Here is an 11,936-nt window from a genome sequence, read left to right as displayed (position 1 = left end):
TTAGGGCCTTCGCACCTCCGAATGAGGCCGAACGACGCTACCGAGCGGTGGTGGGGTCAGATCCTTCCGGCGGCGCGGCGGCGGCGGGCTACTTCGGCCAGCACCACGCCTGCGGCGACCGAGGCGTTGAGTGATTCGACGCCCGCGGACATGGGAATCGACACCGTGGCGTCGCACGCCTCGCGGACCAGGCGGGACAGGCCCCGGCCTTCGGAGCCGACCACGACCACCAGCGGCGATGTCGCCAACTCCAGGTTGTCCAACCCCACCGTGCCGTCGGCGTCCAGGCCGACGATCATCAGGCCCTCGGCGGCGAACGCGCGCAACTGGCGGGTCAGGTTGGTGGCGATGGCGATGGGCAGTTTCGCGGCCGTGCCCGCGCTCGTGCGCCACGCGATGGCGGTCATGCTGGCACTGCGGCGCTGGGGCAGCAGGACGCCGTTGGCGCCGAAGGCGGCGGCCGAGCGGATGACAGCGCCGAGGTTGCGGGGGTCGGTGACGCCGTCGAGGGCGACCAGCAGGGGCGGTTCGCCGGTGGCGCCGACGGCGTCCAGCAGGTCGTCGGGGTGGGCGTAGTCGAACGGTGGGACCTGCAGGGACAGGCCCTGGTGCATCGCGGCGCCGGTCAGGCGGTCGAGTTCGGGGCGCGAGACCTCCAGGACGGAGATGCCCCGGTCGGCCGCCAACCGCACGGCCTCGGCGACGCGGTCGTCGGGCTCGATGCCGATGGCGACATACAACGCGGTCGCCGGGACCTGGGCGCGCAGGCATTCGACCACCGGGTTGCGGCCCGCGACCAACTCGTTGGCCTGGCGGTCCTTGCTCGCGGTGCGCGCCCGCTTGGCCGTCGCGTTGGATTGGCGGTGGGCCTTGTGGCCGGGGCGGTCCTCGGCCTTGGGCGTCGGTCCCTTGCCCTCCAACGCTTTGCGTCGTTGTCCGCCGGAGCCGACTACGGCACCCTTCTTGGAGCCCGGCTTGCGCATCGCGCCCTGGCGCCTGGAATTCCCTGCCACGTCAACTGTCCTTCAATGTCCACAAGGGACCGTCGGGGGTGTCCTCGACGGTGACGCCCGCGGTCAGCAGGCGGTCTCGAATCGCGTCGGCCAGGGCGAAGTCGCGCTCCGCTCGGGCCCGCTTGCGTTCTTGGAGCAGGTCTTCGACCAGCGCGTCCAACGCATGATGCAGTCCACTGTCCATAGTGGAGGTACTGGACCACTTGGGCGACAACGGGTCCAGGCCGAGCACGCCGGTCATGGCGCGCACGGCCGAGGCGGCCGCGCGGGCGGCAGCGTCGTCGCCCGAGTCGAGGGCGGTGTTGCCCGCGCGCACCGCGTTGTGTACGGCGGCGAGCGCGGACGGTGTCGCCAGGTCGTCGTCCATCGCGGCGGCGAACTCCGGTGTCGGGTCGCCCGTGGGCACCGCGCCCGTGCGCTGCGCGACCTTGTGCACGAACGACTCGACGCGCTGGTAGGCGCGCACCGACTCGGCGAGCGCCGCCTCCGAGTACTCGATGGTCGACCGGTAGTGCGGCCCGACCAGGTAGTAGCGCAACTCCTGGGCGCGGACCCGGTTGAGCATCTCCGGGATCGACACCACATTGCCCAGCGACTTCGACATCTTCTCGCCGCTGAGGGTGACCCAGGCGTTGTGCATCCAGTACCTGGCGAAACCGTCGCCCACCGCGCGGGACTGGGCCTGCTCGTTCTCGTGGTGCGGGAACACCAGGTCGATGCCGCCGCCGTGGATGTCGAACTCGGGCCCGAGGTACATCGCGGCCATCGCCGAGCACTCCAGGTGCCAGCCCGGACGCCCCTCGCCCCACGGGGTGGGCCAGGACGGCTCACCGGGCTTGGCCGCCTTCCACAGCGTGAAGTCGCGCGGGTCGCGCTTGTCCTCGCCGCACCAGCCCTCGCCCTGCTGGACCTCGTCGGGCTTCTGCCCCGACAGTTCGCCGTACGCCGGGTAGGAGGTGACCGAGAAGTACACGTCGCCGCCCGCGGCGTAGGCGTGTCCGGCGTCGATGAGCCGGTGCATCAGCTCGACCATCTGGGTGACGTGCCCGGTGGCCCGCGGCGCCACCGACGGGGGCAGGCAGCCGAGGTCGTCGTACGCCGCCTCGAACGCGCGCTCGTGCGTTGCCGCCCACTCCCACCACGGCCTGCCCGCCTCGGCGGCCTTGGCGATGATCTTGTCGTCGATGTCGGTGACGTTGCGGACCAGCCGGACGTCGTGGCCGCGGTGGGTCAGCCAGCGGCGCAGGACGTCGAAGTTCAGCCCGCTGCGCACGTGCCCGATGTGCGGCACACCCTGCACCGTCGCGCCGCACACGTAGATCGAAGTCGCCTCCTGGGTGCGCGCGACGAACTCGCGCGAACTGCGGGTGGCGCTGTCGAAGATGTGCAGGGACACGTCAATCTCCTGGTGGGAGCATGCAATTGATAGGGAAATGGTACGGGCAGCGTTGACCGCCGCTTCCCGTGGCTAGCCCGCGAGCCCGTGGGCGCGCACCGCGCCGAGCAGTGCGTCGGGGCGATTCGCGGTCGCCTGCGGCTCCACCCGCTCGAATCGACAGCCGACCTCGGTCGCGCCGCCGTCGGCGTGCGCGCTGTCGCCGATCATCAACACCCGCTCCGGCGCGACGCCGATCCGCTCGCAGGCCAGCCGGAATATCTTCGGGTCGGGCTTGACCATGCCCTCGGCGTAGGAGAGCACGAACTCGGCCACCAGTTCGCCGAAACCGTTGCGCTCGAACACATCCCGGATGTCCCACGGGATGTTGCTGACCACGGCGACCGGGATGCCCGCGGCCTTGAGCAGCCGCAGAACCTCGCCCGCGTCGGGGTAGGGCCGCCAGGCCGCCGGGTCGAGGATGCGGTCGTAGAGCTGCTCGGGCACACCGGGGCCGAGGTCCAGCCCAGCGGCGCGCAGCGCGGCGAGGTAGACCATTCGGTGCACCTCGGGGTCGAGGTCGCGCCGCTCCCACGCGTCGGTCAGGTCGGCGGGCAGGTGCGCGGACGGGCCGACGGGCGAGGTCAGACCCGCCAGCAGCTCGGCCTGCAGGGCCTCGTTCAGCGGCGCGCCGTCGTGGCCCGCGAGCCCGTGCACCCACGCGGCACCCGGTTCCAGGTGGAACAGGGTGCCGGAGTAGTCCAGCAGGACACCACGGATCGACACGCCGTCCACGGTAGAGGTCACCCCGTGCGAGCCACGAATTGCCCACTGTGACGTGCGTCACTGATCAACGGATAGCAGCAATGCGGTGGCCACGGCGGCGATGCCCTCGCCCCGGCCGGTGAGCCCGAGCCCGTCGGTGGTGGTGCCGGACACCGACACCGGCCCGCCGACCGCCGCCGACAGCGCCGCCTGCGCCTCCGCGCGCCGCGGGCCGACCTTGGGCGCGTTGCCGATCACCTGCACGGCCGCGTTGCCCACGCGCAGCCCCGCTGTCTCGATGAGCCTGCGCACCTCGGCCAGCAGCACCGTGCCGCGGGCGCCGGACCACTTCGGGTCGCTGGTGCCGAACACCGCGCCGAGGTCGCCCAGTCCGGCCGCGCTCAACAGGGCGTCGCAGAGGGCGTGCGCGGCCACGTCGCCGTCTGAGTGGCCCGCGCAGCCGTCGACCCCCGGCCAGTTCAGGCCCGCGATCCAGCACTCGCGGCCTGCCTCGATCGGGTGCACGTCGGTACCGATGCCGACTCTCAAGAGTTCTCCCGGACAGACAGGACGGCCTCGGCGATCGCGAGGTCGAACGGGGTTGTGATTTTCATCGCATAGGGATGGCCGGGCACCGTAGCCACCGGCACACCCAGCTTCTCGACCAGGCCCGCGTCGTCGGTCGCCGAGTCGCCCGCGGCGGCATACGCCCTGGCCAGCGTGGCCGCGTCGAAGCCCTGCGGGGTCTGCGCGACGCACAGCGACGCCCGGTCGAGCGTGGCGTGCACGACGCCCTCGGCGTCGACCTGTTTCACCGTGTCGGCCATAGGCAGCACCGGGATCACCGCGGGCGCGCCAGCCCGCACGGCGGCCACCACCGCGCGGATCACCGCCGCCGGGGTGAACGCGCGGGCCGCGTCGTGCACGAGCACCACCCGGGTGTCGGGAATCACGCTGAGTGCGTGCCGCAGCGCGAGCCGGACGGACTCGGTGCGGTCGCGCCCGCCGGGCACCACCTTGGCGGGCAGGCCTGCGTCGGCCAGCAGCGCCACCGTGGCCGCGAGGTCGGCGGGCGGGGCCGCAACCACGACATGCCGCACGCAGCCCGCGTCGAGCAGGCCACGCACGGCATGCGTGAGTAAAGCCTCCCCGCGCACGGGAATCAGGGCTTTGGGCGTGCCAAAGCCGAGACGCTCTCCCCGGCCCGCGGCAGGCACGAGCGCGACTGTGCTCACAGTCGGTTCGTGACCGGCTCGGGACCGAGGTCCGGCGGGGGTGTCATGCAAGTCTCAATCGGGCCAGCGTTCCGGGTTCGGCCCGGTCGGGACGTGCGGTTCAGACGCTTGCGGTTTGCAGGACCTCGTCGAGCAGGACTTCAGCCTTGTCCTCGTCGGTGCCCTCGGCCAGCGCCAGTTCGCTGACCAGTATCTGCCGAGCCTTGGCCAGCATCCGCTTCTCACCCGCGGACAGACCGCGATCCTTCTCCCGCCGCCAGAGGTCTCGCACCACTTCGGCCACCTTGTTCACGTCACCGGACGCGAGCTTCTCCAGGTTGGCCTTGTACCGACGCGACCAGTTGGTCGGCTCTTCGGTGTGCGGCGCGCGCAGAACATCGAATACGCGGTTGAGACCCTCTTGGCCCACGACATCCCGCACGCCGACGATCTCGGCGTTGTCTGCGGGGACGCGAACCGTGAGGTCACCCTGCGCGACTTTGAGGACGAGGTACTTCTTTTCCTCGCCCTTGATCACGCGGGTCTCGATCGCTTCGATGAGTGCGGCACCGTGGTGCGGGTAGACGACGGTCTCTCCGACCTTGAAAACCATGTGTCCTCTGCCCCTTTCGCTGACTTCATCTTAACACGTGTCGCACTCTCGAAGAGAGGGACCTGTGAGTTGTCTTCGCAGGTCAGCGGCCACTTGGCCGAACATTGGGGGGTTGACAAGTGTCATGGGTGCGTACTCAGCCCGATAAGAGGGGACACGCGATCGAGTCGAATTTGATCCACTGTGGACGTCATTGGCCGCCGCGCGGCGCGGCGATGGCGGACCACGCGCGAGCCCGATCCGTTGCGCGGGCTACCCTTCCGCTCGATAGCGCAATGTCCGCAAGCGACGCAGGAGCCCTCGTGAGTCGTGCACAGCAGAACTCGACCGGTCGGCCGCGCCTGGCCCCGGCCGCGTTGGGACTCGGTCTCGCCGCAGTCCTGGGTGCCGTCGGGTGTTCGGCCGGTCAGATCACCCAGACCGACTCACAGCTCCCCGCGGTGAACGGCGCGATGGCCCAGCTCGGCCCCATCGCCGTGCGCGACGCCAAGCTGGCGTACCCGAAGGGCGGGTTCTACCCGTCTGGCTCCGACGCGCCGCTGGTGCTCACCTTCGTCAACGTCGGGGCGGACGCCGACGAGCTGCTCGACGTGACCAGCACGGTCGCCGAGGACGTCGACATCGTCGGCGACGTGGCGCTGCCCGGGTCGAGCGCGCTGGCCGTCGGTACGCCGGACGAGACCGTCGAGGTCGCCAAGTCGAGCGCGCCGACCACCCCGACGCCGACCTCGTCGGCCGCCGCGCCCACCTCGACTTCGCCGTCCCGCGGCGGCTCGGCGACGTCGTCCAGCGCGCCTGCCACGACCGCGGCCCCCACGTCGTCGTCGGCCAAGGTCGAGCTGGGCAAGCTGGAGATCGTGCTGACGGGCGTGAAGGACAAGCTGTACGCGGGCAAGACCATCCCGGTCACCTTCGTCTTCGCCAAGGCGGGCTCGGTCACCGTCGAGCTGCCCATCGCCTCGCCGACCGAGCCGCGCGCAGAGCACGCCGAGGGCGAACACTGAGCCGTCCGGCGCCGGATTGTCGGTACCCGCACGTAGCTTGATCGTCGTGACCAAGACTCCCAAGCCGAACTACCGCTGCGCCGAGTGCGGCCACGGTGTCGCGAAGTGGTTCGGGCGCTGCCCCGAGTGCCAGGCGTGGGGCACGCTGGAAGAGGTCGGCGTCCCGCGCGCCGGGCTCGCCAAGATCGTCGCGGGGGCGCCGAGTTCGCCCGCCCGGCCGATCGCCGACGTCGACATCGAGGCCGCCAAGGCGCGTTCGACGGGCGTGCCCGAGTTGGACCGGGTGCTCGGCGGCGGGCTGGTGCCGGGCGCGGTGGTCCTGCTCGCGGGCGAGCCGGGAGTGGGCAAGTCGACGCTGCTGCTGGAGGTCGCCTACCGCTGGGCCGCCCGTGAAGGCGACTACGGGCCGACGCTGTATGTCACCGGTGAGGAGTCGGCGGGCCAGGTGCGGCTGCGCGCCGAGCGCACCGGCAATGTGCACGGCGCGATGTACTTGGCCGCGGAGAGCGACGTCGGCGCACTGCTCGGTCACGTGGACGACGTCAAGCCCGGCCTGCTCGTGGTCGACTCGGTGCAGACGCTGTCGTCCCGGGCGGTGGACAGTGCCCCCGGCGGCGTCACCCAGATCCGCGCGGTCACCGCGGCGCTGGTCGCGCTGGCCAAGGAGCGCGGCCTGCCGGTGCTGCTGGTCGGCCACGTCACGAAGGACGGCTCCATCGCGGGGCCGCGCGTTCTGGAGCACCTGGTCGACGTCGTCCTGCACTTCGAGGGGGACCGGCACTCCTCGCTGCGCATGCTGCGCGGGGTGAAGAACCGGTTCGGCCCGGCCGACGAGGTGGGCTGCTTCGAGCTGGTCGACCGTGGCATCGTCGGCGTGCCCGACCCGTCGGGGCTGTTCCTCAACAAGCGTGAGATCGGGGTGGCGGGCACGGCGGTCACGGTGGCCGTGGAGGGCAAGCGGCCACTGTTGGGCGAGGTGCAGGCGCTGGTGGCGCGCTCGCCGCTGGGCACGCCCCGGCGCGCGGTCAGCGGACTCGATTCGGCGCGCGTCGCGATGGTGCTGGCCGTGCTGGAGCGCCGGGGCGGTGTCCGGCTGGGCGATTCGGATGTGTTCACCGCCACGGTCGGCGGCATGAAGATCCCCGAGCCCGCCGCCGATCTGGCCATCGCCCTGTCGGTCGCCACGGCGGCGCGGGATGTGGCGCTGCCGCCCGATCTCGTGGTGCTGGGCGAGGTGGGGCTGGCGGGCGAGGTGCGCCGGGTCAGCGGCGTCCGCTCGCGGCTGGCCGAGGCGGTGCGGCTGGGGTTCACCAAGGCCCTGGTTCCGCCCGACTGCGGCGACGTGCCGGACGGCATCCAGGTGCGGGTGGTGCCCGATCTCGGCTCCGCGATGAGCAATCTGCAGGTCTTACGGTCCTGAATGACCAACCACTGGTGCGACACTAGCTGGGGCCGGTGTCCCGGGAGCGGTCGCGGAGGTAGCGGCCGTGGTCGTCCTGCCTGCGGAGGTCGTCGGCGAAGAACTGGGCGGCTACGGTCTCCGCGTCGGTCTCCAGGAGTTCGAGCTGCGCGCTCAGCTCGTCAGCGGCGGTGTTGGTGCTGTTGACCCTCTTGGCCACCGCGAGCCACCACGGCAGGTTCAGGTAGGTCTGTACGGCGAGCGGCACGTCCACCCGGACCAGCCGGGTCACGCCGTGCACGGCGTTCGGGTCGGCGGCCAGGTCGGCGGGTCGGCTCAGCGGGCCGCCGAGGACGTCGGCGATGCGGTCGAGGCGGGCCAGTGCGCCGTCCGGCATCCGCGCGGACTCGGCCCGCACCTTCGTCAGCAGGCCGTCGAGGTCGGCGCGCAGTCGGGACGCCTCCGCGCCCGGGTCGGCCACCAGCCGCACCTTCTCCGGCGGCGCCGCGAGCGCGCCCACCAGGTACAGCCCGGCGACGACGAGCAGCCAGTAGTCGCCCGCCACACCGAAGACGTGCAGCAGCACCCCGACCAGCCCGGCCACACAGCCGACCAGGTTCTTGGTCGAGCCAAGGTAGCGCCCAAGGCGCTTACTGATAGCCACGGATCTCCCGGAACACCTGGCCGAGCGCGGTGCCGCGCGCGTCGAACGACCGGCCGCCGGTCAGCTCGGCCACTCGGTCCATTTCGGACTCGCTGCCCTCGCCGAACACCACCGGGAACACCGGCACACCGCGCAGTTCGGCGGACCGGCGCGACAGCTCGCGCTCGAAGGTCGTGAGGTCGATGCCACTGGTGTTCTGGCCGTCGGTCATCAGCACGATCGAGGTGAACCGGTCGCCAAGGGGCTGCCTGGCGAGCAGGTCGTAGGCCCCGCTGAGGCTGCTGTAGATCGCGGTGCCGCCGCTCGCGTTCAGGCCCTCCGCGACGCCCTTGATCCGGTCGAGTTCGCCCTGCTGCCCGGTTTCCGGCACGGTGAAGGTCATCGGCTGCCCGGGCGCGCTGTTGAACGGGATCAGCGTGACCTCCTCGCGGCCGCGGAACTTACGGTACTTGCCGACCAGGTCACCGCCCGCGCCGGTCAGCCCGACCAGGGCCGACCGCAGCGCCGCGATCCGGTCACCCGCCATCGACCCCGACGTGTCGATCACGTACACCGTGCGCGACGGGCGGCGGATCTGGTTGAAGTACGCCGACAACAGCGCGTCGAACGCCTCCTGCGTCGCCGGAAACGGCAGCTCGATCAGGCCGCGCTGCCCGAACTCCCCGGCGAGGTCCACCCCGGGCACCGCGGGCCTGCGCTTGGTGGCGTCCATGATCTGCCGCTGCACGTCCGGGGTGCGCAGGTGGTCGCTGAGCCGCTGGTGGTCGGTGCGCGCCGCGTCGCCCGCGCCCGCCAGTAGGGTGAGCGGGTAGTCGGCGGTGACCACGCCGTCGCTCGGGTAGACCAGGGTCAGCGGCTCGGGGAGCTTGCCGCTCGCGTTCAGCGACAGCAGCACCGACTCGTAGTTGATCAGGCCGTCGATCTTCTGGCCGGGATCGATGCCCGCCGCGCGGCGCTGGTAGGCGTCTGACAGCCAGCCCGACGAGCCCGCGCTCATCGCCTGCGCGGCGAAGAACCGGGTCAGCGCGGGCGTCACCGCGGCGATCTGGTCGGCGCTGATCGCGTTACCCGTGCCCGCGAGCGCCGACGCGACGCCGACGAGGGCGGAGAAACCGGAGTTCGACGCGGACGGATCGGTCATGCCGTAGCTGAACGACCGGCTGCCCGCCGCGGCGGCGATGTCGGTCCAGGTGACCGGCTTGTCCTTCCACCCCAACGCTTCCGCCTTGGCCGTGGCGAGGCCGAGGACCACCGGCGAGTTCATGATCTTGGCCTGGTTGCCCAGCCTGCGGCCCGCCTCCGGCAGCGCCTGCAGGTAGCGGTTGGAGGAGAACCAGACCGCGTCGTAGGCGCCGTCCGCGCTGCCGTCCGCCAGCGTCTCGGCGCCCTCGATCGTGCCCGCGAAGGTGAACTCCACGCGCACCCCGGTGGCCTGCGCGGCGCGGTCGAGCACCGGTTGGAGGTCGGCGAGCTCACTGCCCGCGAGGACGCGCAGCTTGCCCGGTTCCGGCTTGCCCGCGACAGGTTCGTCCGACGACGAGCAGCCCGCGAGTACCGTCAGCGCCAGCACGCCCGCGATGAGCCTCTTCATGCGTCCCCCGTGGTCTCGGCCGCGTGCGAGCGGCGCAGGTGGTCCTCGGCGCGGCGCAGCTCGCCGGTGAGCGCGGCGACCGTGGTGGCCATGCTCTGCGTCGCGCCCGCGCGGAACTGGTCGATGGCGTCGAGGGCCTGGTAGATCTGGTCGAACGACTCGCGGATGGTGGCCACGCCGACCGCCGGGTCCGCGCTCGCCCGGCGGATCTGGTCGCCTTGCAGGCCGATCAGCTCGCTGTTGGCGCGGATCAGGCCCTCAGTGGTGCCGCGCAGCGCTTCGACCTCGTCGAGCACGTCGCGCTGGTTGGCCAGCGCCGCGCTCACCACGAGCGCGATCCGCAGCGCCGACACCGTGGTCGACGCGGCCCGCTCGACGCCGCGAATCAGCTCGTCGTTGTTGCGCCGCAACAGGTCCAGCGCGAGGTAGCCCTGCGCGCAGACCGCGAGCTGGGTCAGGATGTCCTGGTGGCGCCTGCGAACGGGGTGCAGCACGTCCGAGCGCAGGGCGGTGGCGAGCGTCGGGTCGGCGTAGTCGAACACGCCCGCCTGTCGCTCGACGGCCGTGTCCAGTGCCTCGGCCAGCGCGGCACACTCGGACAGTCGGGACAAGTTGTCCCATAGCCGGGCACGTTCCCCTTTGATCGCCGCATTGTCCCGGCGCAACTGGTCTTGCCGGGTGCGCAGCTCCACCACCAGCAGGTTCACCGGGGTGTTCGCCGCGCGGTAGCGCTCCAGCAGCCGCTTCGCGTTGTTGCCCAAGGGAATCAGGCCCAGCAGCTTGCGGGAGTTCGTCGGCGGCCCGCCCGGGTCGAGTTCGGTGACCGTGCGGCGCAGCTCGGCCAGGCTGGTGGTGATCTGCTGTTCGGGACCCGCGCGCCTGCCCTGCGCGCCCGCGAGCGCGTCGATCGAGCGGTCGAGCAGGCCCGCCGCGATCGTCGCCGCCACCCGCATGTCGGCCTCGCCCACAGCCAGCAGCTCGTCCAGCTTCGCGGTGAAGTCGGGGGAGCGCGGGTCGAGCGTGGCGAAGTCGGCGGCGAACCGATCGGCCCGCTCGGCGGCCGCGCGGCGGGCCCGGTCGTCCACGGGGATCAGGCCCGCGACCCGCTCGACCGGCACCGGCTCGACCGGGTCCGGCGGCGTCAGCATCGACTCGGTCACCGGTACTGCTTCCCGATGGCGTCGAGCATCCGCTCCAGCGTCTCGTAGCTCGGCGGCTCCACCACGTCGACCAGATCGGCGGGCACGGGCAGCTTGCGGTCGGCGACGAGCTGCTGGAAAGGCTTGGGATCGCTGGTGCGAAAGCCGAACTCGGCCGCCAGCCTCGCCAGCTCCTGGTCGGTGCTCAGCAGCTTGCCGACCTGGTCGCCCCGGCCCTTGAGCGGCACCAGAGTGTGCTTCGACAGCACGGTCGGCGCCGGGTAGAGCAGGCGCATGTCCTGCCGGATCGACCCGTCGGCGCGGAGTTGGCGGTCGAGGAACTGGGACTCGTAGATCATCACCAGCGGGGTCTTGCCCATGCCCGCGGCGAGGTAGTCCTCGAACGGGCCCTCGGTGCTGTTCTGCGTGTAACCCTGGTCCAGGAACAGCTTGGTCATCGCGGGCAGCACCGCGGCCTCGGCCGCGGCGGTGTTCACCACCGCGTTGCCATTGGCCACAAAGGACACCGCGGCCAGGTACATCGCCGCGGAGTTCGAGTCGCGCGGGTCGGTCGTGGTGACCAGGACGTTCTTGCGCACCGGGTAGGCGGTGTTGCCCACGAGCTGGTCCCAGCGGGTGCCCGCGAGGTCGAGGTAGCCCGCGAGGTCGAGCACCTGGTAGTCGCCGGGGCCCTTGCGCACCACGCCCCGCACCGTCAGCAGGTCGGCGATCGGCGCGAACGTCGCCACCGCCATCGGGGAGAAGAACGGGGTGTAGACGGTCGTGATCCCCCGGTCGCGCTGGATTCGCTGCGCGGCGGGGGAGGACGACGGGAACGCGAAGTCGTAGCCGCCGAGGTCGACCGACGTCGCGATCTGCCGCGACCCCGCCGAGTCGACCCGCACCTGGAGCCCGTGCTTGCCGAACGCGGCGATCACCCGCTGGTCGTTGAAGAAGGCGGCCTTCTCCGAGCCGATCACCCCGCGCACCGTGGTGGCCTGACCCGCGTCGTCGTCCCCCGACCCGGTCACGATCGCGACCGCCACGGCGACCAACAGGACCACGGCGAGACCGATGCTGACCTGACGTTTCATCCGACCCCCTGCGCCCGAGGCCCGCCCGATTCTGGGCCGTCCCCCATTGGACGGCCGACCAGCGC

General features: G+C 71.6%; 12 protein-coding genes. 2 read left to right on the top strand and 10 right to left on the bottom strand.

Going from position 1 to position 11,936, the window contains the following annotated elements; translation table 11 throughout:
* Positions 1-56: 56 nt before the first annotated feature.
* From rlmB to ACT4N7_RS00860, 6 genes are all read right to left on the bottom strand, one after another.
* Positions 57-1,013, bottom strand: coding sequence for a 23S rRNA (guanosine(2251)-2'-O)-methyltransferase RlmB (rlmB, locus tag ACT4N7_RS00885; protein ID WP_444826585.1), 957 nt, complete (start codon positions 1,011-1,013; stop codon positions 57-59).
* 1 nt (position 1,014) lies between these two features.
* Positions 1,015-2,409 (bottom strand): cysteine--tRNA ligase, encoded by a 1,395-nt coding sequence (gene cysS / locus ACT4N7_RS00880; RefSeq protein WP_444826584.1) that lies wholly within the window; start codon positions 2,407-2,409, stop codon positions 1,015-1,017.
* 72 nt (positions 2,410-2,481) lie between these two features.
* Complete coding sequence (locus tag ACT4N7_RS00875) at positions 2,482-3,174, bottom strand: HAD family hydrolase (RefSeq protein WP_444826583.1); 693 nt, start codon at positions 3,172-3,174, stop codon at positions 2,482-2,484.
* Between the two features lie 57 nt (positions 3,175-3,231).
* Positions 3,232-3,702: a 2-C-methyl-D-erythritol 2,4-cyclodiphosphate synthase gene (gene ispF / locus ACT4N7_RS00870; protein WP_444826582.1), complete on the bottom strand. Its 471-nt coding sequence runs from the start codon at positions 3,700-3,702 to the stop codon at positions 3,232-3,234.
* Positions 3,699-4,388, bottom strand: coding sequence for a 2-C-methyl-D-erythritol 4-phosphate cytidylyltransferase (ispD, locus tag ACT4N7_RS00865; RefSeq protein ID WP_444826581.1), 690 nt, complete (start codon positions 4,386-4,388; stop codon positions 3,699-3,701). Before ispD ends, ispF begins: the two co-directional genes overlap by 4 nt.
* A 100-nt stretch (positions 4,389-4,488) precedes the next feature.
* A complete protein-coding gene (locus ACT4N7_RS00860; protein ID WP_444826580.1) occupies positions 4,489-4,980 on the bottom strand; it encodes a CarD family transcriptional regulator in 492 nt (163 codons plus the stop codon).
* A gap of 302 nt (positions 4,981-5,282) precedes the next feature.
* Between ACT4N7_RS00860 and ACT4N7_RS00855 the strand changes: the two genes are divergently transcribed.
* Positions 5,283-5,984 carry a hypothetical protein gene (locus ACT4N7_RS00855; RefSeq protein ID WP_444826579.1) on the top strand — a complete coding sequence of 234 codons (702 nt, stop codon included), beginning with the start codon at positions 5,283-5,285 and terminating at the stop codon, positions 5,982-5,984.
* Positions 5,985-6,030: 46 nt separating this feature from the next.
* On the top strand, positions 6,031-7,404 hold the full coding sequence (gene radA, locus ACT4N7_RS00850) for a DNA repair protein RadA (RefSeq protein ID WP_444826578.1): 1,374 nt from the start codon (positions 6,031-6,033) through the stop codon (positions 7,402-7,404).
* 22 nt (positions 7,405-7,426) lie between these two features.
* Here radA and ACT4N7_RS00845 read toward each other — a convergent pair whose 3' ends face one another.
* From ACT4N7_RS00845 to ACT4N7_RS00830, 4 genes are read right to left on the bottom strand one after another with little or no spacing between them, the layout of a single operon-like run.
* Positions 7,427-8,047, bottom strand: coding sequence for a hypothetical protein (locus ACT4N7_RS00845; protein ID WP_444826577.1), 621 nt, complete (start codon positions 8,045-8,047; stop codon positions 7,427-7,429).
* Complete coding sequence (locus ACT4N7_RS00840; RefSeq protein WP_444826576.1) at positions 8,034-9,638, bottom strand: substrate-binding domain-containing protein; 1,605 nt, start codon at positions 9,636-9,638, stop codon at positions 8,034-8,036. The genes ACT4N7_RS00845 and ACT4N7_RS00840 overlap by 14 nt, the downstream gene beginning before the upstream one ends.
* Positions 9,635-10,798, bottom strand: coding sequence for a toxic anion resistance protein (locus ACT4N7_RS00835; RefSeq protein WP_444826575.1), 1,164 nt, complete (start codon positions 10,796-10,798; stop codon positions 9,635-9,637). The genes ACT4N7_RS00840 and ACT4N7_RS00835 overlap by 4 nt, the downstream gene beginning before the upstream one ends.
* On the bottom strand, positions 10,795-11,871 hold the full coding sequence (locus tag ACT4N7_RS00830; protein ID WP_444826574.1) for a hypothetical protein: 1,077 nt from the start codon (positions 11,869-11,871) through the stop codon (positions 10,795-10,797). The genes ACT4N7_RS00835 and ACT4N7_RS00830 overlap by 4 nt, the downstream gene beginning before the upstream one ends.
* Between the last annotated feature and the right edge of the window lie 65 nt (positions 11,872-11,936).

This window comes from Actinokineospora sp. (assembly GCF_052390155.1).
GTDB lineage: Bacteria > Actinomycetota > Actinomycetes > Mycobacteriales > Pseudonocardiaceae > Actinokineospora.
The sequence above is the reverse complement of the archived record's forward strand: the minus strand, read 5'-3'. Positions and strand labels throughout refer to the sequence as shown.